The 25,920-nt window shown below is 61.0% G+C and carries 15 protein-coding genes; 7 read left to right on the top strand and 8 right to left on the bottom strand.

The features are described from left to right. The first annotated feature begins 1 nt into the window (after position 1). Genes EH165_RS07535 through EH165_RS07520 form a run of 4 tightly spaced genes read left to right on the top strand, consistent with a single transcriptional unit; the run spans position 2 to position 16,342 of the window. Complete coding sequence (locus EH165_RS07535) at positions 2-2,413, top strand: carboxypeptidase regulatory-like domain-containing protein (RefSeq protein ID WP_124798925.1); 2,412 nt, start codon at positions 2-4, stop codon at positions 2,411-2,413. Beyond that, positions 2,413-5,208, top strand: a complete 2,796-nt coding sequence (locus EH165_RS07530) for a carboxypeptidase-like regulatory domain-containing protein (protein ID WP_124798924.1) — start codon at positions 2,413-2,415, stop codon at positions 5,206-5,208. The genes EH165_RS07535 and EH165_RS07530 overlap by 1 nt, the downstream gene beginning before the upstream one ends. Beyond that, positions 5,205-7,751, top strand: coding sequence for an MSCRAMM family protein (locus EH165_RS07525; protein WP_124798923.1), 2,547 nt, complete (start codon positions 5,205-5,207; stop codon positions 7,749-7,751). Before EH165_RS07530 ends, EH165_RS07525 begins: the two co-directional genes overlap by 4 nt. Beyond that, complete coding sequence (locus tag EH165_RS07520; protein WP_124798922.1) at positions 7,694-16,342, top strand: hypothetical protein; 8,649 nt, start codon at positions 7,694-7,696, stop codon at positions 16,340-16,342. Before EH165_RS07525 ends, EH165_RS07520 begins: the two co-directional genes overlap by 58 nt. 54 nt (positions 16,343-16,396) lie before the next feature. Here EH165_RS07520 and EH165_RS07515 read toward each other — a convergent pair whose 3' ends face one another. The 8 genes from EH165_RS07515 to EH165_RS15415 all read right to left on the bottom strand — a co-directional run bounded on the left by EH165_RS07515 (position 16,397) and on the right by EH165_RS15415 (position 22,953). Further along, a complete protein-coding gene (locus EH165_RS07515) occupies positions 16,397-16,960 on the bottom strand; it encodes a hypothetical protein (RefSeq protein ID WP_124798921.1) in 564 nt (187 codons plus the stop codon). Between the two features lie 81 nt (positions 16,961-17,041). Then, a complete protein-coding gene (locus EH165_RS07510) occupies positions 17,042-17,761 on the bottom strand; it encodes a phage tail protein (RefSeq protein WP_124798920.1) in 720 nt (239 codons plus the stop codon). Further along, positions 17,758-18,924, bottom strand: coding sequence for a putative baseplate assembly protein (locus tag EH165_RS15765; protein WP_206425853.1), 1,167 nt, complete (start codon positions 18,922-18,924; stop codon positions 17,758-17,760). The genes EH165_RS07510 and EH165_RS15765 overlap by 4 nt, the downstream gene beginning before the upstream one ends. Beyond that, entirely contained in the window at positions 18,864-19,586 is a 723-nt protein-coding gene (locus EH165_RS15760) for a baseplate J/gp47 family protein (RefSeq protein WP_206425852.1), read from the bottom strand. The genes EH165_RS15765 and EH165_RS15760 overlap by 61 nt, the downstream gene beginning before the upstream one ends. A 145-nt stretch (positions 19,587-19,731) precedes the next feature. Continuing rightward, positions 19,732-20,184, bottom strand: coding sequence for a GPW/gp25 family protein (locus tag EH165_RS07500; protein ID WP_124798919.1), 453 nt, complete (start codon positions 20,182-20,184; stop codon positions 19,732-19,734). Beyond that, positions 20,184-21,947: a phage baseplate assembly protein V gene (locus EH165_RS07495; protein WP_164479154.1), complete on the bottom strand. Its 1,764-nt coding sequence runs from the start codon at positions 21,945-21,947 to the stop codon at positions 20,184-20,186. The genes EH165_RS07500 and EH165_RS07495 overlap by 1 nt, the downstream gene beginning before the upstream one ends. A 92-nt stretch (positions 21,948-22,039) precedes the next feature. Then, entirely contained in the window at positions 22,040-22,696 is a 657-nt protein-coding gene (locus tag EH165_RS07490) for a CIS tube protein (RefSeq protein ID WP_124798917.1), read from the bottom strand. A gap of 101 nt (positions 22,697-22,797) precedes the next feature. Then, positions 22,798-22,953 carry a hypothetical protein gene (locus EH165_RS15415; RefSeq protein ID WP_164479153.1) on the bottom strand — a complete coding sequence of 52 codons (156 nt, stop codon included), beginning with the start codon at positions 22,951-22,953 and terminating at the stop codon, positions 22,798-22,800. A gap of 238 nt (positions 22,954-23,191) precedes the next feature. Here EH165_RS15415 and EH165_RS07485 point away from each other — a divergent pair, with 238 nt between their 5' ends. The 3 genes from EH165_RS07485 to EH165_RS15410 all read left to right on the top strand — a co-directional run bounded on the left by EH165_RS07485 (position 23,192) and on the right by EH165_RS15410 (position 25,747). Beyond that, positions 23,192-23,635, top strand: a complete 444-nt coding sequence (locus EH165_RS07485; RefSeq protein WP_124798916.1) for a hypothetical protein — start codon at positions 23,192-23,194, stop codon at positions 23,633-23,635. Between the two features lie 1,185 nt (positions 23,636-24,820). After that, positions 24,821-25,138 carry a hypothetical protein gene (locus EH165_RS07480; RefSeq protein WP_124798915.1) on the top strand — a complete coding sequence of 106 codons (318 nt, stop codon included), beginning with the start codon at positions 24,821-24,823 and terminating at the stop codon, positions 25,136-25,138. Positions 25,139-25,573: 435 nt separating this feature from the next. Next, positions 25,574-25,747: a hypothetical protein gene (locus EH165_RS15410; protein ID WP_164479152.1), complete on the top strand. Its 174-nt coding sequence runs from the start codon at positions 25,574-25,576 to the stop codon at positions 25,745-25,747. The last annotated feature ends 173 nt before the right edge of the window (positions 25,748-25,920 follow it).

Genomic DNA, 25,920 nt, shown 5'->3' with positions numbered 1-25,920 from the left:
CGTGCGGATCACCACGGAACTGGAAGAACTCGACCTAGTGCCAGGCGAGTCTGCTGAGTTCGCCGTCGATGTCATCAATACGGGCGATCTTATTGAGGGAGTAAGCGCTCGCATCATTGGCCTGTCGTCATCGCTCGTGAAAAGTTATCCTTTGGTGCTGCCCCTCTTCCCGGATTCCACTGGGCGCATGGTGCTCACTCTCACGCTGCCTGCAAGTTTCCCCGCGGGTAGGCATCCGCTCAGTGTCGAGGTCAAGTCGCGCACGCGGGACACCGACGCCAGCTATACCGACATTGACCTAATCGTTCCACCGCACCCCGGACTGCTAGTGAGTGCGCACCCCAAAATGGTGCGCAGTCGACGTAGTTCGAGGTTCGTGCTGACGCTCACCAATCCGGGCAACGTCGCTCTGGATGTGCGACTGACAGCCTCTGATCCGCAAGCCGCGATGTCTATCAAGTGCTCGCCATCCACGGTGACAGTGCCGGCGGGCGCGACATTAGAGCCGATCGTCGAGGTGAAGTCGCGACGGGTTTTCCTCGGTAGCGACACAGACAAACCCATTACGGTTGCGGCTGCCGGTGTACCGGTGAGAACGCTTCCGCTGCGGACGCAAGGAAGGGGCTTGCGCATCACCGAAGTATCGACGCTCTTAGCTGCGGCACCTGACAGACCCGTTGTGGCAGAGCCGATCTCGACGCTAGCCTTGGCACCCGAACCGTTGACGGAAGCTTCCTGCGTACTCACCGTGCGGCACCGTCCATATTTCACTCGTGGACTCCTGACCGTGGTGATCCTGTTGACCATCCTGTTGATCTGGGCTGCTGTCTTTCTCTTCGGCCTGAATCAGGTTTTCACCGGAGATCCGCAAACCAAGTCAGCACCCGCTTCCTTCTTTGCCGCCTCAAGTCAGGTAGCGGCGCTGAATGCGGCGGCGGCAGCTGGCGAGCCGCCGCCCACCGGCCCCGCAGCGGGTGCCCAGCCAGCGCTCGCACCAGCCGGAGCTCTACCCAAAGACGGCACGTTGCCCGCGGGTCTGGGGGGGGCGATCGGAGGCACAGTGACAGCGATGAGCAACGGCGCCCCCGTTGGCCGCATTCTGGTCGAAGCGCAGCGCCAGGACAGATCGGGCGCGTGGATTTCGGCCAGCTCGGCGGCGACACAAGCAGACGGCAGTTACGAAGTCTCGGGCCTGTTCCCGGGACGGTACGTACTGCGCCTATCAGCCGATGGCTTCCAGACCGCATTCGCGCCCGGAGTCAGTAATGTCGGCGCGGCGTCGCCGGTGGAAGTGAACGCCGGGGCGGCTACTGCAAATGTGAACGCTGTCATTACCGGAAACCCCGCGACCATCACCGGCAAAATTGACCCAGGGGACAACCTGCTACCAGTTGTATCTCAGGTGACGGTGACACCCATTGGCGGAACCGGCATGGCACCGGTGGTGCCGCCGGTTGCCACCGACGCCGACGGCAAATATTCCATACCGGATTTGCCCGCGCCGTTCACTTACGAATTGAGCTTCACCACACCGGGCTATCAAGCTACAAGTATTCGAAGCACCGTGACAGGCGGGTCGCAACGCTTCGAACCGACAGTGGTGCTGGGAACCGCCCCCGGATCCATCACAGGCCTTGTGACGGATGGCATCGCCGGATTGGGTGGGGTCGCCGTTGCAACAAGTGTCGACGGCAAGGATGTAGTTACGGGCACGCCAACCACCGGGTCGGTCGGACAATTTGCTCTCGCTGAACTACCCACGCCAGCAACCTACGTCCTGACTTTCAGCGCCAAGAACTACGCCACCCAAACGATCGTGGTCGACCTGGGTCCGGGGGAGGTGTTGGGCAACCTGAAAGTTCCGATGGTGGGCGGCACTGGACTCGTGAGCGGAAGGCTGGTCGATGCCAGTGGCAAGGGCCTGGGCGGAGCGACTGTCACAGTCGGCGGAACTGAAAACCCCCCAACGACCACCACTGTGACGGACGGGGATGTGGGATCTTTTAGTCTTGCTGGCCTCCCGTCACCTGGCTCTTACACAATCACCTTCAGGTTGCCGGAATACGCGGATCAGACAGTCCCATTGACGCTCACCAGCGAGAGTCCGCCAAGCTCGCTGCTCGTGACCATGGCCAGTTCGCTCGGCCGCATCACCGGCAGGGTGCTCGATGCTGCAGGCAATCCAATGATTGGGATCGCGGTTACGGCAACCGACGGCAAACGACTCTGGCCCAGCACGACTACCGCGGCTTCGGGCGGACAGCCCAGCGGCGGATTCGTGATTGCGCAACTACCCGTCGGGCCATACACGCTCACCGCGCGGACAGCGGACGGCCGTACAGTAACCGCGCTCGTGCCCGTGCAAGCCGGTATGGTTGCGGCCACGAACTTCACCATCCCCGGGGGGCAGTGATGCGGGTAGCAGTAACTCCGCAGCGGGTCGACTTGGTGGAGGGTGAACCACTTACTCTGACCATCACCGTTACCAACACCACCGCCCTCATCGGTGGGTATCACGTTCGTCTTCTCGGCGCGGATCCGTCATGGGTGGTGCTCGACGCTGAGAATCTTTCGCTATTTCCTGACACGTCACAAACCGTACGTGCTCTTATTTCCATTCCGCCGGGCATTGGTGCAGGTGACCGCCGTATCGCCATCCAGGTTCGCGAGCTGACCCCGCCGAATGCAATGTCGGTCACGGAAGTCGACCTCGTAGTTCCCGCTCAAGAAGCGATGGCTGTCAAGCTGGCGCCGATGACGGTGATGGCGGGCAAGCATGGTCAATTCGGTGTGACCTTGGAAAACACTGGGAACACGGTGGTTTCAGCGCGGCCTTTCGGCATTGACGACGAAGGCAAGATCACCTTCCGCTTCACACCTGAAATCCTGACACTGGCTCCCGGGGATCATGGCATCGCTGATCTTCGGACCACCGCTCCTCGACGCTGGTTCGGTTCTCCTGTGATTCGGCCATTCTCGTTGGCCATAAGTCCAGTTCTCGAGCGAGGCGATCTGGATGGCTGGTTGCCGCCCACCGTGCACACTGCACTCGAAGAGCCCGGTTCCATCGAAGTACCGCTAACACCACCGCTGCCGCCGCAGGAAGTGGAACCGTTGGCCCAAGGGACCTTCCTCCAAAAGCCTCGATTGGGGCGCGGGTTGTTAGCGCTGATGGGGTTAGTCCTCGCAGTCACGGTTTTTGCGGTAGTCATCACTATCGCGCTCTCTCGACTGGTAGGTGCGTCGGCCGCAGACCGGGACCTTGCGCTGCAGGTTGCCGCAGCTCAAGACGCCACCGGGGGAACTGGCGGAAGTTCGACTGTTTCAGGGAGCGTCGTACTTCTCACCACGGGCGCACCGGTGGGAGGCGTTGCCGTCGAACTGTTTGCTCAAGGCCAAGTTGGCACCCCGTTATCCAGCACTGCGACCGCGAATGACGGTACTTGGAAGATTGCCGGTCTAGCCCAAGGCAAGTACCAAGTCCGGTTTCGCAGTGCAGGTTTCGCAGAATTGTGGTTTCCGACGGCATTGACAGCCGCCGATGCCCAGGTGGTGGAGGTGAAGGCTGGACAGTCCAAGAAAGGCATTTCCGTGGTGCTGGGCGGCTTACCCGCAACCATTTCTGGTCAGGTACTTGGTACCGATGTGGCAGGGGCAAGCCTTGCAGTTCAAGTGCCGGCGGATCAGCTACCCGATGGCACGGGTTCAATTCCCGTAGGGGCTGCGGGTGACGTACCGGGCGCGCTAGTGAAGACAGTGCCGATCGGCGCCGATGGACTTTTTAGTCTGAGCGCGCTCGCTTCGCCAGCAATTTACGACTTAGTGGTGAGCAAACAAGGTTTCGCCACAGATACCCAGCGGGTGGACCTTGGTGGTGGCGAGGATCGCGCTGCGATCTCGCTCCGTCTGCGAACTGGGGACGGGGTCATCACCGGCACAATTTCAGGCCCCGACGGCCCGCTCGGTGAAGCGGTCGTCACTGCCACCGCGGGTAGCAGTTCGGTAAAGACGGTCTCGCTCACGGGTGAAACGGCAGGGGAGGCAGGTGCTTTCACGTTGCGCGGCCTTGTTACCCCCGGTATCTATACCGTGAGCGTCACGTTGCGCGGCTACACCACGTCGACGTCAAATCTGGCGTTGAGTGCAGGCCAAACCTTGGATGGTGTGCAGATTTCGCTGGCTAAAGCCGCAGGGTCACTGACAGGTGTAGTGACCACCTTGGCCGATGGGGAGCGCGCACCGGGTGTCACCGTCACTGTGACAAGTGGGACCACGACAATAGCTACCGTCACTCAATCCGCTGGTGCAGTGGGCAGTTGGACGATGGCTGGCTTGGCGATCCCGAGCACCTACACAGTGACGTTCTCGCGCTCTGATCTGCAGCCGCAAACCGTCGCGGTCTCACTCGATGCCACCGGAACACTCACGAGCGGTTCCCTCGGCGCAGGTGTAGACGCTTCGGGTATTGCTATTGGACTGCAATCCGCGTACGCCACCGTGATGGGAACAGTGACTCAGCAGGCACCGACAGGTACCGGGGCGGCTGTAGGAGAGGCAAGCGTCGTCCTCGTCTCGGCCACGGATACCTACACGGTGATCACAGCGTCGAGCCCCACGCAGGAAACTGGGAGGTTCGAGATTGCGGGCGTTAATCCGGGCACTTACACACTGTCCGTTGCCAGGAAAGGCACTCGGCCAACCTCGCTGATCATCACCGTCACCGCGGGACAAGTGCTGCGAGCTGATCCTATTTTAATCCCGCCCGCATCACTGAGCGGAACGGTGACCAATCGAGCCAGCGGCCCAGCGACCGATACTGAGGTTCTTCTCTACCAGGCCAGCCAGTACCCTGCAACGGTATACCTCAGCACCAAGACCGACTCGTCCGGGCGCTACTTCTTCGCTGACATCGACGCCCCTCAAAGCTATGTCGTCGAAATTCGAACACCCACCACGGGCGCATTGGGTTCGGCGACCGTGGCGCTCTCTGCCAGTCAGGTGGGAGTGATTAACCTGCAGTTCGGAACACCCGCCACGCAAATCGCCCCGCTGCTTCCTGCCACCACCACTGCTGCCACCACTGCTGCCACCACTGCTGCCACCACTGCAGCCACCACTGCCACCACTCCTGCCGGATCGTCGACGACACCGGCTGATCCGGCGACGGCGCCAGCACCAGATCCCCTTCAACCGGCGGGTACGTCATGATCGAACAGTGCCCGCCAACTGGTCCCGACACGGTGGAAGTCGTCGTCGAGAGTGAAATCTCGGTGGGCGCGGGACAAGTCGTTATCGTGTCGGTGTTGGTGCGACATTGGGGCCTCATCGCAGCACCTTTGACGGTGTCGGTCATCGGCTTGGACGCGAGTTGGGCACCTGCACCCACCACGATCGCGCCCGTGGAACCGGGTGTTGGCACCAGGGTGGATATCGCACTCCAAACTGAGCGAGGTGCGCTCGCCGCTAGGTACCCATTTGTGATTGCGGTGCAGGCTCCAGCAGTGGATTCTGAGCCCGAACTGAGAGCTCCTGGGTCGCCTTCAAGGCCCTCCGCTTCGAGCTCGCCGCGAATTGGCATGGCAGAGGCGGTATTGGTACTGAACGCGCCCCACCGAGTAGCGATCACACTGGAGCCGCAACAACCAAGCGCGGTGTTCACGAAGAAGATCGCGGTCACATTGACAAACCCGGGCAAGGCGGACGCCACCCTCGATTTGCAGCCGAAGGTTGCCCGAGGCGCGAAACTACGGATGAGTAAATTCGCAGTGACGGTTCCGGCAGGCCGCACCGTCGTTGTCAAAGGTCGTATTCGCGTCCAGAAGCCCTCCTTCATAGGGGCAGACAACACGTTCGCCTACTCTGTGACCGCGCGCAGCTCAGGAGCCCCGCAGTACGCGGAAGGTTTGCTCAGGTCCCGACCGTTTTTGCGCGGCTGGGCGCTGAAATCACTGGGTTTGGTGCTCGTTGCCGCCATGTTTATCGGCATCGCAGTGATTGCTGTCCCGCGCCTGCGTGATGCGTTCGCGCCCAAGGACGCGCTCAGCTCCGCACAGGAAGAGCTCGCTCGCAGCGCCGCTGAAGCTGCTGCGAGCACCGGCGAGGTGCCTTCACCACCCGCGAGCGCTGACGCCGCTCAGGGCGACGCTTCGCCAGGCGAGTCCGGTGCCGCTGCCACGCCCGGTGAATCTACGGGCCCAGCTGCGCCCGGCGCGGTCGACGTCTCCGGGGCAAGCGGAGTAGGCGGTGGGAACCGTTTGGCTGGAACCGTTCTCGGGAGCGATCCCACCAAGGTAACGGTCCTGGTGGAGCCAACATCGGTCGTTCAAGCACAGGACGTAGGTGCTCAGCCAGCAACGGGACTAGTCGATCCGTCGGTGGCGTCAGGGCTGCGCCAGGCTGCTCTTCTGGGCAAAATGTGGGGGTCATCGCTTCGCCAGCAACCCAGTGAGGACGCTACGGCGGGCCGACGAAGTACCGTGCCCTTCAAGGACGGCAGCTGGTCGTTCGCCGGAATTAACGGCCCTGGCTACTACCTCGCAACGTTTGCGCAACCTGGTTACCAGACCCAGCGATACATTATTGATCCGGCGCTGCTCGCCGACGCGGACCCGATGAAGATCCAACTGGTGCCCGGGCAGGGCAAACTTTCCGGAGCGGTTGCCTCCGATACGGGCCCTGTTGGCGCGGCGACTGTCACTATCACGGACGGCACCAATTCCCTGGTCACGTCCAGTATCTCCACAGGTGAAACCGGTGGCGGCAACTGGGAAGTGGGCGGGCTTTCCACGCCCGGAAGCTATTTGATCACGGTGAGGGCTGCTGGCTTCGGTACCACGTCGGCGCTCGTTACATTGGGCGCGGGCGGCTCCCAGGTTGTCGACTTGGCCCTCAAGGCTGGCGTGGGCTCAATTACGGGATCTGTGACGGGTGTCGACCAGTTTGGGGTTGTAGGCGGACTGGGCGGACTCACTGTCATCGCGGTCGATGGTGACCTGACCCGGTCGGCAAATACGATTACCTCCGGAGCGGTCGGCCGGTTCACCCTCCCCGATCTGCCTACCCCGGGTACCTACACCTTGACCATCAGCGGGAACGGGTACCAACCAAAAACTCGTCAGGTGAAGTTGGCCGCTGGCGCCGAGAACGCCCTGGTCGACCTGTCCATGACGCGGTCCGATGGTGTTGTCGCCGGGATGGTCTCGGGAGGGGACAATGTGGGCTTGGCAGGTGCGGGATTAACCCTGACCGGAACCGATGCTTCGTACAAAACGATGACAGCTTCGGCGCCACCCGGCTCATTTAGATTCGCCGGAGTGGGGCCTGGAATTTACGTGCTGTCCGCGTCGATGTACGGCCGGAAAACAACGTTTGCCACCGTTCAGATCACCGCCGCTGAAACTGCTCTGCAAGACCTGACGTTGTCAGAACTGTCAGATGGCGAACTTGCGCGAGATTCAAAGATCCGGGGCCGCGCGGTGGACGCTCGCACGGGCGGACCGTTGACGTGCGATAGAGCGGCCCAGCCGAATCCGAAGTGTGTCGTCACAGTTACCACTACGGTCGATACCGTTTCTGGCCCGCATCCATCGTCTCCTACGCCGGGCCCGGGGATGATTACACGCTGCCATCTGATGAGGATGGGGCGGTCGGCCCCGCTGGTGCCAGCAAAGGTCTGCTTCCAGGGCTTTACGCGGTGGCAGTATCTGCGCCAGGGTATGAGACGGTCACCACCAACGTCCAAGTGGGAATGAGTCAAACCGTTCCAGCGCCGCAAGTCTCGCTGCAGCCGTTGGGATTAATCAGCGGACTCATTACGACGAAGGAAGGTTCGCCCACTGCGCCCGACTGTGTCGTGTTGGTCCCGAGCGGTGCTTCAATGCCCTCTGCCTGCGTCATAACCGCTGCCACCCTCGCAGGTCCGGATTCTCCCGCTGCGGGACCGTCATGTGTGGCGGGCACCGACCCCCAAACTCGCTGCGCGGTAACGGTAGAGGGCTCCTTCGAAATCCGCGGCGTCACATCAGGTGGATACGACCAGGCGGTGTTGCCGCAAGACCCGGAATACCTTGCGCCCACAAAATTGCCGCTACTGCTGGATCGCGGAGCGGCTGTGCGGTACGAGCCAGTGCTCAATCGGAAGCCGCGCGTCAAAATCACTGTTTTGGCGCCCGATGATTTTACCGGTGCTCTGAGTCCCGTCCCCGGGATCAGCGTGCCGTTGATCGACGAGGCCGGCGCGGCGAGAGGCGTTCCGCTGGGGACCACCGTGACGGGAGCCGACGGCAGCCTCATGCTCACCCAACTGACCGACGGCATCTATACCGCAAGCGCCACCCAGTCACGCCCCGCACCAGATCGTTCCCTGCGCGGCACCGGCTCCACAGATACTGTCACCAGCAACCAAACTGGTTCGGCCACTGTCGTTCTCACTGGGAAAGTCGGCCCAGTAGGCGGGCGACTACTCATTCGGGTCGACGACGAGATCATTCGCAGGCCTGTCGCGGACGCGCAGGTTACAGTCTCTGGGATTGTTGGTTACGCGGGTACGGCAGCCCAAGCGGGGTCAGCCGACTTGCGGACCAACGGTGACGGTTGCTTTGCAATCTTCCCTGCAGGCTGGACGGCGCCAGTCACCCTTCCTGGATGTGCGACCCCTATTTCAGTGCCTGGAAGCACCATGTCCGCAGGCGCCACCATGACGACCGGTGTCAATAATCTTCCCGCAACGCTCCTCACTCGGTCGGTGGCGGTCAAGGTCGCCGCGCTGCCAGGGAAGACAAAGCCCTTCTCTGCTACTCAGGTAGTGGTGCCACTTCCGGCTCAAGTTTCGGCAAACCCCGCTATCTACAGCGAGAATTGGCTGCTGGAAACGATTCTGCTCGGCGCGGAACCGTCTGCTTTTGGCAGCCATCAATTCACCTTCGCAGGTATGAGCGTCAACGGGGCTGCCGCCCGTACTGCCGTGAGCGTGGTGCGCAAACCGGCTGGTGCTGGCAATGTGAGCGTGGGCGTTAACGGGAACACCCTGCAGTTCAAGGATGATTCCATCCTGAATTCCAATCTCGCAGTGCCCGGCCAGTACACGCTGCAGGTTTCTTCTCTTGGATACGGAACCAAGCAACTGTTCCTCTGGTGCGATCTAGGTCAAGAATGCATCTTTAGCCGCAGTGCCGCCGATCACACAGCTGCCGACGACGCCTTGACTTTGCAACCTTTGGGCCGGATCGACGGCACGATCACGATCGCTGGTCAGACTGACCCGGTTACGGTTGTGAAGAATGCGTCGGTGAGGGTGCTGAGCGCGCCCAGCGGCGTCGGCGCAGTGACAGTTACGGCAAACCTCCCGCCCGTGCAAGCGGATTCATCCCTCACAGCGAATATCAATTTCAGTGACGCTCAATTTGATCCCCTGGGCACATCAGCGATCGGTCTTGCCGTTCCCGGGACGTACGTGTTCGAAGTTGCGGTGTCCGGGTTCCGGACCACACAGGTGATCGTCAACTGCGAGGTGCCAGGATCTGGCGGACCTGGCGCGGCGACGAGCACCTGCGACCCGGTTGCTGCCGCGCTCGTAATGTTGCCGAAGGGAACCGGAACGGTCAGTACTGACGTCAGCACCTTCGTCCCCGCGGTGGGCCAGGGCTCGGCTGACGACTCAACACTCACCGCGGTCCAGGTCAGCATCGTGAGCAAACCGGCCGTGGCTGGCGCAGTCTCAGCTACCGTCACAGCAGATGGAGCCATGCACTGGCAGGACTCCGCCATTGTCCCGAAAGGACTGCTACAGGTCGGTTCCTACGTGTTTAGGTTGTCACTGCCGGGCTATCAGTCCCGCACTGCGACTATGACGTGCTCAGCTACTGCTTGCGCCATTCCGGTTGGCGCACTGAAGCTCTACCGGAACGGCATTATCAGTGGTGGGATCGTCGTGCAGTTGGGCACCCCCAGCGCCGCAGATTTGAACGGCGCTCAGGTGCGGGTGGTCAAAACGCCCAGCGGTACGGGAGCGGTGACGGTGGCCGTGATCGCACAACCGCAAGCTGTTGACGACGCTGCCCGCGCGGCGAATTCCCAAGTCACGAGAGCAATAACTTTCAAGGACGAAAACTACGCATCACTCGCCACAGGTCTCGCGCTCCCTGGGGAGTACATCTTCGAGGTCAGTGTTAACGGATTCACCCCGGTCACTGTCAAACTTGTGTGTAGCGCGATGTCGTCTGCAGCGAATTCGTGCATCTCCAGCACTGGCGATCCGGCGCTTGCAGCATTCCAGGCCAAAATCATTCAGTTCCCGACGGGGACGGGGAAGGTCGTACTCGCGCCCGTAGCGAGCGCCGGGGCTGTTCTGACAGACACCCAAATCTCGATTACTGCTAAGGCCTCCGCAGCGTCGGTGATCACGGCCAATGTCAGTGCCAGTGGCGTCATCGAGTGGCAAGATTCCACCCTCCCGGCAGGCCTTCTGGTAGCTGGCACTTACGCGTTTACCGTGAGCCTCAAGGGTTTCAGGACCGTCGCAGCCACCATGGTGTGCGCTGCTGGCCAATCGTGTGTTGTCACACCGGTTGTTTCACTCGGCGACGTCAACCCGTTGACTCTCCACCTGTTTGGCACCATCTTTGGGGACGTGACTGTCCCTGCGGGCAGCATCAGTGACGCAGATTTTTCTGCGGGGTCAGTTCGTGTGGTAAGCGCTCCGAATGGTGTCGGGTCTGTTACCGTCGCGATCGCCTCCACCACGAGCGCCACAGGCACCGGCACGGTAAGCCGTGCGATTACTTTCTCTGACAACAGCTTTGCGGGGCTAACAACGGGTCTGGCGCTTCCTGGCTTCTACATATTTGAGGTCTCGCTCCCTGGATTCTCGCCGAACCAGGTAAGCGTTAATTGTTCGTTACCCACCACCGACGCAAACGCGTGCAAATCCACATCGGGCGTGCCCACGGGGAAGCCGTTCCAGGCATTGCCGGTGCGTTTCCCACTCGGTGCGGGCGAGGTCTACTTCTCTTCAGAGGTCGGCACCAATTACCGCGACGTGCAGATCAGCATCTCCTCACAGGCATCATCGACCTCCACCATCAACGCCACAGTGTCGCCAGTAACCATTGGCGGCATTACCCATGGCAAAATCGTGTGGAAGGATTCCTCTCTCCCTGATGGTCTCTTGGTAGCGGGTTCCTACGCGTTCAGGCTCAGCGCTCGGGGCTATCAAAGCATTTCTGCAACTATGCAGTGTGCCTCCGGCGCCGACTGCATAGTCACTGCATCCCCCGTTGACTCCGTGCCAAATAGGATTACCTTGCAACGGCTGGGCACCATCACTGGTCAGTTCAGTGTGGTGGGGGCGTCGGATTCTGATCCGGTTAGCCCCGCTGATCAAGGCACAGTTGCGGCTCTCAACAATGCGAGAATTCGAGTGATTTCAACGCCTTCGGGCGTGGGAGCGGTGAGTGTCGCGAGCGAAACGGCGGGCACCAACAAATCGAGTCGGAAGATCACCTTCTCGGACAGCACTTTCGCTTCACTCAGCACCCCCGGACTAGCGCTTCCGGGTAATTACGTTTTTGAAGTGTCCGCAGCCGGGTTCACCCCCGTAACGGTCAGCATTACGTGCAACGTGTCGATGGGTTCACAAGGCGAATGTGTTTCAGCCAACGGCGCAGTGAGTGGACCGTTCCAAGCCGCACTGGTCCAAGCACCACTGGGTGCGGGCGTGGTCACGTTGGAAGGCCCGGGCGTCGTCACGGTCGACAAGAGCAACGTGCAACTCACCGTGACGGCCAAAGCTGCCGGGGCATCGGTCGTGACCGCCTCCGTGGATGGCAGCGGTCAGGTCAAGTGGAAGGACTCGGAATTACCGGACGGGTTACTAGCGCCTGGTTCGTATGGATTCCGGGTCACGCTGCCGGGATTTCAAGGGATTACCGCGACTATGCTGTGCGCCTCGGGTAGCGGCTGCACCATCAGTGCGGCGCCTAATGGCGTACCTGACCTGGTGCTCCACCGATATGCCGCTATCACCGGTTCGATATCCTTGGCGCCGATCACGCCAGCGCTACCCGACCTTCCCGGCGGGGCCCCCGACACGCGCGGTGGCGCTACCGAAGCAGAACTTAATCAAGCGCAAATCAGGGTCGTCGAAGCACCCAGTAACGCTGGCCCCATCACTGCGTCCGTCGCGAAGCGCATCCTGCCGCCCGGCGATCCCGACCCACGGAACCTAGCGCCGGCCCCGCGGCCGATCACCTTCACCGATGCAAACCTCAGTGACGTCGGCTATGCCGGGATGGCGGTGCCCGGCGACTACCGGTTCGAGGTCACGATTCCCGGCTATCTTCCGACGGTGGTGAAAGTCCGCTGCAGTGCCGCACCTGGTGCAGTCAGTTCCTGTACTTCGATCTCGGTGTCCGATGGGAACGGGCAACCTGGCGCGGCCTTCCAGGCCGCCCTCACCCGGTTACCGGCTGCCACTGGCTCCATTAGGCTCAGTCCCGCACCAGCGGATGCTGCCACGCTAGTGGTGCAGGCACAGATCACTATCAGTCAAAAAGCCTCTGCCACTTCGGTTATCGATGCGACGGTTGCCGCCAACGGAACGATAGTTTTCAAAGACTCCGCGCTGCCGGACGGCCTTCTCCTGGCCGGAAACTATGTCATCGCAGTGACCCTTCCGGGCTACCAAAGCTCCGCAGCGAGCTATCCCTTTACCTGTGCGGGTCCGCTCTGCACCCTTGGCGAGATTGCGATGCTGAAGCTCGCGCGTCCCACCGTCACGGTCCTACCGGACCAGGTGCCCACTTCCGCCATTTCCTGGTCGCAAGCTGTTGTGACCGTGACCGACCGGCCGAGCGTCGCGGCTAACGTACGCATTTCCGTCGTTGCCGCAAGCGGCGATCCAAATGAGGGTGTTCTTGAATGGGCTGTGCCGCTGCTCGCTGCCGGTGACGTGCCAGCTGGACGATTCGAAGTTTCGGTGACGTTGCCCGGCTACATTCCCTCTGATAAGTATTGGCTCGACTGCGGTTTGGGGATTGGTTGCCAACTGTTCGCTGCTCAGCTTCCGCTCGCCCCAGCGCCTTCGATCGAGTTGCACAGGTACCCGCAACTATCGGGTCTTGCCTGGCAGTTGGCTGAGAATCCGGTGGATGGCAATGGCTACCCCAACCCCGCCGGCGTGGGGTTTGCTATCCCGACGGCTGAGATCACCGGTGCTCCCACTGGCAGTGCCGGTGTCACGGTCACCGGCGTAGTGCCAACCGGAGCTGCTAACGGCACTTTCGTGTGGCAGGAAAATGGCGTTCCGAGCGGTTTGGTCCGAGCCGGCGCGTACACCATCACGTTGAGCTCACCCGGCTACGAGAGACAAAGCTTTGCATTCACGTGCAGCACCACCGCGTGTCCCACCACCCCGACAGTGCTGCGGCTAACTCGGCCTGGTGATGTCGCAGTATCGATCGTGGACTCCACATCAGCTCCCGTCGGCGGTGCCACCCTGACCCTCAGCGGATCCGCCATCACTTCCAACACCTCAACTCTGAACCAATCGGTAAACGACCTCACATTTCCCGGATTGTCGGCGAGATTGCCTGATAGCTATAGCCTTCGAGTGCAAGCTGCGGGATATCGATTCGAGACCTTTGACAGCACCTCCGCTGCGGTTACGTGTCAACCCACATCGGGGAGCGGCGCACCAGGCTTCAAAGTTTATTCCGGCGGCACCGTCTGCGTCGTCACAGTGGCAAAGCTCGGTCAGCTCAGCGGCGTCGTCCGCGGTATCACCCCCAGCATCTCGGGCGGTGCGGAGACCACCGAACTGTTGGCAGATGTTGCGTTGACTGCCAGGTCGCTGAACGCGGATGGAACGGAAGCAGCGAGTCCTAAAACGTTTGTAGTCAGGTCGGCCGCCGATGGCGGATTCACGTTGAGCGGTAGCAACCAAATTGAGGGGCTCGCTAACGCTGGCAGCAGATATCGGCTCACCGCCACGAAATCGGGCTACACGGATGTCAGCGTAGACGTGGCCTACAACGCTGTCGGGGTTCTGTCAGTGGTGGGCTCCTCACCGTCGCTCACCATCACCGCCGGCGCTCTCGCGCTGCGAATGCTGGTGAATCAGGTTCAGCTTCGGGTGTTGTTCAAGCTGGATACGTCCGATGTACTCGGCGGCATCAATGTTTCCCTGCTCTCGGGCCCTACTGTGGTTGCCAGCTGCTTCAGCAATCCGAAGGTTAATTGTGCGCCGCCGGTTGCCTCGTCCCCGCTGATTCCTGCGAGCGGATCTGACCCCGAGGTGCCTGCAGTGGTGGGCACCAACTATTTTGCCTTCACGGGCCTCTACCCTGGCGTCTATACGCTGAAAATCGATCCTGTGGTGGTCGGCGACCCGACGTACCGGTCCCTCACCACCCAGGTAATCGTGTACCCGGGCCAAGCGGTTCAGTCCACCCAGGTGAGCCTTGCGACGGGGACGACTGTCGTCAGCGGACTCGTCAAGATTCCAGACGGGACAGCGGGAACCTCGCCTGCGGAGAACCAACGTGTGTTCCTCGTACCGGAAGCTAACCCTGCCGTTACCGCCGCTTCCCTGCACGCAGATACCGACAGCAGCGGGGCATTCGTGATCACCGCAGTGCCTGACGGGCGGTACATTGCCGTGATCACACGTGAGGGGTATGCCCCGTGGAGCAGCGCCGGTTTCGGCGCCGCTGCTGCCGTCAACCCGAACGTGACGATCAGCCCGGTCACGCTGACCAGGATCACCCGCAAGGTGGTCATCACCGTGCAATCCTTGGCAGATACGAGCGCTGTCCTCACGGGAACCCAAGTGGAACTTCGAAACACCGCGCCACTCGCGACCGGTGCAGCATCGGAAGCGGCATTGGCGCCCACGACACTGGTATCGGGCAACACCGCCACATTTGAGAACGTGCCCACCGGAACCTGGACAGCAAAAGTGGTGACATTGCCTGGAGCCCGGGTGTTTTCCAGTGGTTTGTTCAGCGTCTCGATACCAGTGTCTGGCACCGGAGTGTTGACGGACCCCGTCACCGCGCAGGTGGATGTGCGGGACTCAGCCAAGGTGCTGATTGCGACCTGGATTCTTGATGGGTGCGTTACGTCGCCCACGGGATTGAGCGCTGACTTGACTGTGACTTCAGCGCCGGGCCCGGGTGTTCCGAACACACCGGCTGGTGGCTACCAGATGGCTCTCGGCGCGCCCATCTTGGTGGGGTCGACTTACACTGCCAAGTCAGCGACGGTGTACCTACCGGACGCGAGCTACGCCGCAGTGATCGCGCCTAATGGCGCAAACTGGACCACCACCGTGAGCAGCACTTTCACGAGCTCTACGGCGGACGTCAGCCCAGACACTCCGGTGATGGACATTGCAGCCACCAAGGTGGCGGTCCCTGTCTCAGTGACTCTCGACGGGCTTGCAGCGCAGTCTCTGCAAGTGCAGGCGTCCGCGCCAGGCGAGCCCGCAGAGGGTCCGGTAACCGTGACCAACGGTGTCGGACTGCTATGCCTGAAACCATCTGTGGGCTGGAATATCGCTGTGAGTAACGCGGGAACCCCTGGTATCTCCTACGTTTCCTCGGCGGCGACCGACGTGATACCTGTGGCGGGAGGAACTGCCGCATATTCCTACAACGCGTTTAGTCTCGTCCCCACGGTCACGCTGCAGTCCGTTCCCGATCGGCCGAGCGATACCAGAAGTGTTGCCTTGCAGCTTTTTTCTGGACCAACAGCTTCTGGGACCGGGTTGCTGGCGATGCCGCAGTCTGTGTCGGTTACCAGCAGCGCCAGCGGCGCGGGCACGGCATCGCTGCTGCCGGGCACCGTATACGCACCCGCGGGAACCTACACCTGGCAAGCCACACCGGCCAGCGGCGACGCCTTTGCTAGCGGGACAGCGGCCGCGGTCGTTCCTGCATCGCCACCGACTCCCTCCGCGGCGGCGGTGACGAGCGTGATCACTTTGGTGTATTCCAAGTCGGTACTCCAGGTAAAGGTCACCCGCTCCGTTGTGACCCCAGCAGATCCGGCGGACCCGGGATCAGTGGAGACCACCAGCATCGATCCGCAACCGGGCGCCACGGTAGTGATCACCGCGGGCTTAGCGACGGCTGAAACGAAGACAATTACCTCAGTTCCCACCACCGATGTCGACGGACTGACGAAGGTGTACTTCGACATACCCACGGGCGCAGCGCATGTCACGGGATCCTGGTCCTCCACCGGCCCGACACAGAACTTCGGCGGCGTTGTAGTACCCGATCCAACGATAGCAACGTCCACAACGGCAATTTTGTTCACGGTGCTGCTCGTCGCGGTGCCCTGACGATTACGGCTGAGGCACGCCGCTGGCTCGGTTGTTTCCGCTGGCGCCGCGCCGCTAGGTCAGGGTCGCGATCGCAATAATGATCGTCATCGCCAGTAGGCAGAAGCACACGACGACAAGCCACCACCAGTTACGCGCGGGCTCTGGCTCGGGTGATATCAGCGGTGCAACTATCGGGGCAGGGGGCGGCGGCGGTACGGGCGCAACTATTTCCATCGGCTGTAGACATCTAATGCATGTGAGGGCTACCGGGATATTGGGCTCGCCGCAATGCGGGCAGGCTACCGAGGCGCGTTGGGCGCGACCCGCGGTACCTGGCAGTCGCCGCAAGGAAGCCCCGGTGTCGTCGCCGGCCATACTGATCACCGTGCTCCGCGCCCAAAAAAGAGGGAAGTCGCAGCCGTGGCAGAAGTCCGCGCTGTTGCGTTTGGTGGGTTCGACTATTCCCATCAAACCGCACTCCGGGCACGTCACCATCTCGCTACCGATGGGTTCTCCGGCGCCTCTAGCGGCCATCGTCCCTGGCGAGTTTCCCAGTGCAAGGTCAGCGAGTGCACCGCCAGGGATTAGCGCGCCGGAGGACGAGGAAGCAGATGCGGGGGTAGTCGGCGTGCTCATCGAAGGTCCTTCGGTTTCGGTTTACTGGCGAATTGTTGACGCAGAACCTCACGAGTTCTGGCTGCTGTGCCACGCGTTGCCTTACTCATTGAAATTTGACCAAATGCGCCTGACGCCCACCCACAGTTCGGCGCGGACGGTCGCAGGTACCTCATCTCGAATCATCGAGACGAACTCTGATTCCGACAGGTGTCCAGTGCTGACTACCGTCATTCGAAGCCATGCGGGACCGATGGGGGCGGCGCCTTCGGCGTAGACGCCCCCGCTGTCGATAAGGAGCGCTTCATCCCCAGAAAGCATCTCCAGGTATTCCTTTATACCCCTGGAGGTGCCGCGCCACGCCAGAGCTTTCGCCGACGATGCCACCAACGTTCGTTGCAGGTGGTCGGGAAGGGAGGCATCCACGGATTCGACACCGATCCAGCCTGCTAGGAGCGGAAGCAAAGGTGCTGGGGTAACGGCGATGTCGGGGATACTCTCCAGCAGGTCCGCGTCGTCGAGCAAGGTGCTTCCCAGTTCCTGGAACAGGGCGACAAACCGTACGAAGAAGTCGCTATCCATCATGCCGACGGGGAGTTGGTTCAACAGCCACTGCGGATGACGGGGAGGTCTACCCACTCTCGCGTCCCGACGGATCGGGCGTAGCGAACTATCGCGGGCGTGGGATAGTGGCGCCGCGGGGGAGAGCGGGAGGCGCTCTGCGGTACGGGATTCGGGAACTACGACGATGCCTTGTGGCCCTGGCGTATTCGTTACTAGGTCGGTCGGTTCCCGTGCGTGCCGCGCGGAATGCTCGGTCATCGGACCACTACTCGGTGCGCTCCGGAGAGGAAGAGCGAGTGCTGCTCCAGGCGAATCACGTCCCGGCCACCCCCGATCCGGGTGCCGGTGCGCAGATCGAACTCGAAGAGCAGCACTTCGTCCACTCGGTCGATGCCTTCAACGCTTTCCAATAGCTGCCCGATTGCGGCGGCATTGAGGTCAGCGTCGAAGAGCCATCCTGCGCCGTCTGCGCCGCCGACGAGGGGATGCAAATATCTACTCAGTGCGTCGATGGCCCGCTGCTTCACTTGCGCCAGTGGCCTCCCCGCCGGTGCATGCACCAGTGCTGCCACCGAAACGCCCTGGAAGAACGGCGTGCCCACTTCAATGGTTGTCCCGACAATGCGATGTGTGTCGAGCTTGTCGACGATGCTGCGCATCACCGGTGCTGTTAAAGCGAAATCATCGAGTTGGTGCATGCGTGGGTCCGTGCGAATTTGTGGCACTACCAAGATGCGGACGGGCCCAGTTCCACTGGATGCCGGTAAACACCGTGCGCGAGCCACTTCGATAGACGCTTCGAGGGTGAGCCGCTCGAAATCACCTGCGGTAACCGCGCGCTGTCCCGTCCGCAGGGTGAGAGGGCCACGAAGCTTTGCCTCGCTGATCGACTCACCATCGACCCCACCAACGGCGGCGTGCAGATTAATGGCGCTGGACACGTACGGCACCGCAGATCGCAGCACAGTCAGTGTCCTTGCGCCAACGTTGCCGGATGCCCCGCCGCCGTGCCGGTAACCATTGACTGAAATCTCAGCGCCATCACGGGGAATTTTGCCGTGCTGACGGACTGTCCCGTCGGGGTAGCGGATCCGCGGTCCGAATCGAATCACACCGGAAGTGGAATCCCAAACGAAATGCAGATCTGTCGTGTTCGAGCGCGAGAAGTCAGCGACCTCAGTCCATTTCACGATGGTGGCACCATCGACGATTTCGACAGTCTCATGTCTTTCCCGCGGCAGCACCGGCGGGAAGCTGACTTGAAACTGCTGGCCCGGGCTGCCATCAGAGCGCCCAAGCACCTCAGCGTGAGCCATCGTCGAATGCTCGGCGGGCACGGTGGCGCCCAAAGTAGCGACCGTCATGGAGGTGATCCGCGGTGACTCCTGGTAGGTCGGTTGGCCAGGGATCGGCGCAAGCAACCGAACCCGCAACCAATACGCCGCCGAATCACCCAGCGTGAGAATGCCATGCTCGGCCGGTACCAATAAAACAATGTCTCCCGCTCGGTTGAGCCCCCCGTGGTATCGGAAAATACCTCTGCTTTGATCCAAGCTTCGCCGTCCCATGCCTCCCAGATCAACGGCGGGTTTCGTGGGTCTACACCAATTCCCTTGGCCTGCGCCGTCATTGACAACCTGATCGCATGCCCCGCCATGCTGCTGCCGAACCCCACTAGAAATGCATCGCCGGGGACTAGCCGACCCGCTGCGTCCAAGGAGGAGAAACAGGTGACCGAGGTGTCGGCGTACCGCAGGTCGTCCCAGCCGGGGGTAAGCCGTTCAGCACGCGCATCGGTGGTGAGAATATCGCGGAGTACCGGTGGTGCGATGGTGAGCTCCGAGGTGGTGGTGAAAACGATCGATTCAGCGAGCAGCTCACCAGACCCGCTGGCCTCACCCGCGGTGCTCACCTGCATGCCAACGGGAACAACTACGGGAAAAGTTTGGGTTGCTGAGAGCCAAAAGGTGACGTTCGCGCGCGCCACCGACGGGGGGAATGGTTCTATACCCACCATATTGAGAAAGTGCACAAACAACCTGTCCGGCACTTGGTTGAGACGGAAAATTACCATTTCGCTCATCCAGGCGAAAAGCTCGATAAGTGCTACACCCGGATCGGACAGGTTATGGTTCGTCCACTCCGGGGTGTATCGGGGATAAGCCGCTTTGCCTCATCCACGATGTCTTGGAAAGTGCGATCATCGAGATTCGGCGCAGGAAGTACCATCAGCCCTCTTCCTCGTGGGGAATGACATAAAACGGATAGACCAAGTTGCGTTTGTCGTTGGTGGCCTTGACCCGGTAGGTGATTCTGATGCTTATCAGCCCGGAATCAGCCGGGTCTGGCACAGGATCTACCTCCTCGATAGACACCCTAGGTTCCCAACGGGACAACGCTTCTCGTACAGAAAAAGCCATCAAGCCCAGGAGATTCGCCGTAACAGGTTCGAACATCAGGTCCCAGATCCTGCACCCAAAATCGGGCCTCATCAGTCGCTCACCGGGTGCTGTAGCGAGCACCACTGCAATCGCGCGATCTAAATCTGCGGCGCCACTGGACATTCGGATGGACCCAGTGTGGTCCACCTGCATAGGCCAGTAGAATCCACGACCGATGAAAGTGGCATCGTAGGATGGCGCGCTGCTGACGCCGGGCGTTGGTAGGTCGAGTTCGCTCATCAGTTGATCTGCACCATCGCTCCCTTGACAGCCACTATCCCGCCAGCGGAGAGGTCAGCTTTGGCGGAGGCCTTGACTTCGACGATCGCAGCCGACGCGGCCAACTTGACGTTGGCTTTGATGGTGACGTTAGCCCCAGAAAGCTCGATGTCCTTCGATGCCTTGAGGGTGATCGTGCTTCCGGACAGGGTGATGTCGCCCGCTTTGCTGATTTCTACCACTGTGTCACCAGATTTGACGGTAATTGGCACACCCGCCGGGACCTCGGCCAGTAGTGCTTCTTTTCCGAGTTTCACCGTATGTTTGCCACCGGCCAGTGCCAGCGCGATGTGCTGCGCTTTGGTATCTGCATCGTCGGAAAACTCGAGCGAATGTCCGAGTCTAGAGGTAATGCGCCGCCGGTCAACGGCTCCGTCATTGACCCCAAAATCGCCTGGCTGATCAGTGGTGTTGAATAACCCGCCTAGTACGATGGGGCGCCGCATGTCTCCGGATTCGAAAGCCACCATCACTTCGTCGTTAACTTCGGGTAGGAAAGTAAACCCGCGGCCGTTGCCACCACCGATCGACACCACCCTGGCCCAGTTGCTCTCGACCCCGTCGCCGATGGAGGGGTATTTTACTTTCACGTTCCCGGCCGGTTGCTCGTCGGTACCGTTGGCAAGGGCGGTCACGACACCCACCACCATTGCGCCCCGAGCCGCCCCCCGGCCGGGGCCGTTGAGCGTATCGACGATAGACGTAGATCGGCGATCCCCAGCGGTGAACTTCGTCTGAAATCCTTTGCGGGAGTAAGTGTGCTCCACCTGCGTGACGTAATAACTGCCGGAGGCTGGTCCGGCATTGGCAATGGCAAGTACGCATCCGGCCTTGATGGCCGACTTTCCGAAACACACCCCCTTGGCTGTAACCGCTTGACTCACCCACCTTTGCGCCATCGCCCTGGCTAATCCACCGGCTTCCACAGCATCCAGAGGTACAGAGCCTGCATGAGTCAGCTTGTTCAGAGCACTCAGATGTGCTGGCTCCACGAAGGGTTTCACAAAATTTGCATCGGGCTTAAGGGTCGCCTTGGCCAGGTCTGCTTGCCCTGTAACGGCCTGCTTCTTTCCCGACCACCAACCCGTCACAGTCGTCTGGCCAGGGTGCAAGGCGGTGGTTTTGACAGTGAACTGGAATAATTCGTCACTGTTATCTACCTTAACCGGAGTGTGGAGATTTATAGGGGCGGCAAACACAAAGGTGCCGTCCTCCACCCACCAATCAAAACCCACTCGATCACAGAGTTCATTAATGAAGTCCAAATCGCTTCCAGATTGGATCAAATACGGATAGACCACTCCAGTTGGCTCAATTTTTGTCTTCATTCCATAGCCAGCAAGCATGGTCTTTACCACGTCGCTGATGGTGACATTAGTGAAAGTGCGGACCTTGGACCCCAGCGCTAAAGCGGAAGCTTTATCGTCCGCCGTCACGATAAAATCCACGGAACCCTGATGGTGTTCCAGCTCCACACCGGTGACTGATCCGCTAAAGAGAACCACGCCCAACGTGCTGACAACGACAGAATTATTAATCGCAAAAGTCCCGGGCGTGCTGATGAGATATCCGGGGTCGCTAAATCGGATCAGTGCACGCGCCGACATCCGAAGGCACGACTCAATCTTGATCACCGACAACATTCCAAGGGATAGCTCGTCAAGTTCTCGCCCATTAATCCTGATCTCGGGTGTTGTTGCACCAACATTGGTGGCAGCAGGCATGGTTTCCTCCGATCGAACCCTGCGGGGGTGGCGCAGTTTTCCTGACATAGCAGTTGATAGAGCAGATGGGATACAGGTGGCGCTGGCGAGTGTTAGTGGTTCCGCGGGATGGACAGCAAGGAGCCCACTCTGATCGCCAACGGGTCGGAAATGGTGTTGGCAGTGGCAATTTGTCGCCATTTTGTGCTGTCCCCGTAATACTGAGCGGAGATGCGATCAAGTGTCTCCCCGGGCTTCACACGGTGTACCCGATGAGGCTCCGGAGTGCCGGACGTAGGATTCTGTTTTGGATGTTGATCTGGATCTTTGAACTGCATGAGATCCAAATCAATTTTGGCACGTAGGGGGGTCCCGGTGGAAGAAAAGTAGGTAAAGGTAAGTTTGAGACCGGTTGCTACTGCCTCAAAAGAATGGAAATTTCCCCAGTGAAAGGTGACAGTGGGCGGCCTTGCGTTTCGTGTCGTCTTATCGGTTCCGGGGAGGGACTCGTCAATGTCCATCAATGCCATTACCTTGTTGGTATGAATGGTGACAGTCTCACCGGTAGACGTGGTGTCGAAAACGAGGGAGAGCGACATAGTGCCAGATTTGACGCCTTTAAAACTGATTTGTGGCGCGCCTTTTCCCGGCGCAGGCTTACTGTCCCAGTCGTTACTTTGCGAGAGTGTTAGTTCGCTCGGATTAAACATGCAAGGGATATTATCTGCGGACTTCTCGATCTTTAGATAGGCCTTCTCTGTCAAAGCCATTTCGCCGCCCCGCTTCCTTCCTGGCTGCTGACCGCATGCCGTGATCTATGAGCATCTACATTAGTTTCTACGCACGTTTTCATTCTCTACCGAAGCGCACATCAAAACACATCGTGATTCGTGCGACGACCTCGCCTAGCGAGTTCGTCGATCACGCGATCCTCGAGCCGGTCGACGATCACATCGACGAGTTCGGCCCATTCTTGGGCAGAAAGCTGTTCGTCGATCGACGTCGAACCGGAATCCTCACTTGACATGACGTTTCCCCTCATAAGGGCTACCAACGGTAGTGGTGGGCCCGATAACTGCGAAGACTGCGATGGCACGATGGTGCGGTGCACTGAGCCTTCGGCGCTGCGGTGGACGCCAGATCCCGAGCTCCCATTGCTCTGCGATGAGGAAAGCGGTGTGCGTCGAAGGAAGCTGCTTGCCGGCACGCGGTCCACCAACGAACCCCCTGTGCGCGAACCAACACCTTGTCCTAGGTGAGATGTGATGGTTTCGGATACGGACATGTCAGACAAGGGGGCTGACGGCACCGATGACAAGGACCGTGCTTTGGAAATACCGCGCGGGGGGAGTACTTTCCCGCGTGTCATCACTGTAGGAGTGCCTGCGGCGATGGTGCGAAATGGGCTTGATCCCAAGCCGGAAGTGAAGTCCCGAGACGACATGTCGACCGAATACGGTCCGGCCGCGGGCATCGCCGCTTCCCAAGTGCCGCTTGGCACACTCTGCGCGCTTACGGTCCCGCGCAGGCGACGGATGGGAGCAGGCGCGGATGCGGTGACGGTGGAGTGGGCGTGTCTTGTGCCGGTATCACCGAGTGCGTTCACCCCTGCAGTGATTGATCCGGGCAGGCCCATTTCTTGTCTGTTGGATGTCGCCGAGCCCCGGGGAGGCCCAGACCCACGCGCAGGCTGGAGCGGCGGAATCTGAGAAGTACCGGCCCCGCCAGAGTGTCCGGAGCCGGGTCGTCCGGTGCCGGAAGATCTGCCGTCTGAGAGCGGACCCATGGCTCGTCCCACCGAGTCGCGTGCCGGTTGCTTGCCAGTCGCAGGTCGATGTGGACCAATCGGACGAACACGCCCAGGGTGAGAGCGGGAACTGATCGATGCAGCGCCCGCTGTGACACGCCGAAGCTGAACCGCGCCAGGCTCTGACGGGACGATGCGGTAGCTGGAAGCGATAGGCAGTGTTCCTGGTGCGCCCCCATTATCTGCACCAGCCGTGCCGACAACGCGCAAGCCGAGATGGGCCGGAACAGCAGGGGTCGACCCGAGACGGCCCGCTCCCGCACTGCTCGTGGCTGGGCCCGAAGGCAAGCTCCTGTAAGCCGCGCCAATACCGGCGGCATCGGAGGAAGTAGGCCTCAAGCTGGCAAGGACCCGACGATGCGACGAAAGAGCGGTTGGGGGCGTGCGGGTGAGTCTGCCAAGGATTGGCTTGGGCGCGCTATTCATGACCTTGCTGCTAGCCCATGCCCCATCAGTCCGATGGTGCTCACCCATGGGCGCGGATTTAGCACCCCTACTCTCACCTCGGGAGAATGCCACCGTGAATTTCAGCGCAGACGAGAGAGAATATCGCCGCAACGGCTGGTGGCTTTTGCGGGGAGGGGCCTGAGTGAGGGAAGTGGTGTGTGCTGGGGCAGCGGGTGAAGCTGTGGCGCTCCCTTGGCTCGAATTGCTTGCTCGGTCAGCACTTTTCGGTACTGTCTGACGTTTCGCCAACCCCCGCGCATCGGCGGGCATGAACGCGCGGGTATGTATTCCGGTGGCGGGATCGTGATCTGAACCGTTTGACGGGGTGACCGATTCCGTCTTCTCGCGCTGCACCGCAGGGGCCGCGGCACCGAGCCATAGCGGGCGCGTGAGGTGCGGTGGATTCCGTGCGGCGATGTCGAGGGGACTGCCCACAATGTGCGGAGGCTGGAGCTGTGCAGTCACGAAGCGCGCTGTGGTTGCGGGGGAGTTGGTCGCCGCCGCTGATGCCGAGAAAGCAGGTTCCTGGGCGTGTTCAGTCGGGCCAGTTGTCCGAACCCTAAAAGAGTTAGCCAAAGAACGGTGCAGTACCAGGCCTTTTCCTCGCTCGCGGAATACGCCGGGTGAGCCTTGGTGCGACATGACGCTAGATGGCGGTGAGAACTCTTCGCTAGGAGACAACTTTGCTGCGGCCGAAGCGCTGGATAAGTGCGAGAAGGGCAATGCAGACCCAGGTACACCTACGCCACGCTGTTCTGCGCTCGGTGTGGCAGCTGGCGTTTCCGGGCTGGTGACGAGCCCTGACGTTGCCAGATTCGCGGGCGCTTTCGGCGCAGAGTTGGTCGAAACAGAGTCGGACGAAATAGAGTGGGTCGGCGCAGAGTTGGTCGAAACAGGGTGGGTCGGCGCAGATTGGGGCGGCACGGAGCTGTTTGATGACGCGAACACCGATGCCTGAGCACCAACGCTCGCAACTGAAGCAGGAATCCCCGGATTCACTCCCGCAAGCGTGGCCGGCGCGACCGGGCCGCCCTTTCCAGTGCTGCCAGCGATAGTCTTGCCAGACTCAGTACTGCTGGTGGGTGATGTATGGGCGCCGACCGGTGGCCGCAATGCTGGACTTGTGTAGCGGGCGGCGACCGGCACCCTCGTGTGAATACTTGAGGCCACGGGGTCTGGCGAGGGCAACGACGCAAGACCGAGAGGCAAACGAGACATCACAGTGCGGCGCAGCCGGCCCACTAGGCCTGGCCCCGCCGAAGCTGGATGCGCCGAGACAGACTCAGTCTCAACAGTGTGTGGTGCCTGCGCCGGTGGAGTTTTAGCTCCGCCTGTTCGTGCAGCCGGGAGTTCGGGATGCGCCAAAGCAGGAACGCCAGCTCCCGGGGCCGCTATGTCAACTACTTCATCGTGCCCAGTCTTGGCGAGGCGAATTTGCTCGTTCGAGCGCGTGGCAGTCGCGGGGGCGGTGGTGTGCACCGGGCTGAGAGCCATCTCTGCGGGTGTCCGCCAGCCTGAAACTGCCGCTGCGGTCGACGGTTTCGCTATGGCCGCCGTCGTGGCGTGAGCGATAGAAGTAGCTCCTGCGGAGTCGAAGACGCCGGTGCGCTCCAACGTGCCTCGCGAAAGACCTGTGGGTGCGGGGGTAGCCGCGGGCTGGGCCGTCTGTGACGGCGTGGCAGCGAGCCGATCGGAGCGAGATGCTGGCGATTGCAGGCCGTGTCGCCGCACACGGTCAGC

This window comes from Nakamurella antarctica (assembly GCF_003860405.1).
GTDB classification, from domain to species: Bacteria; Actinomycetota; Actinomycetes; order Mycobacteriales; family Nakamurellaceae; genus Nakamurella; species Nakamurella antarctica.
The sequence above is the reverse complement of the archived record's forward strand: the minus strand, read 5'-3'. Positions and strand labels throughout refer to the sequence as shown.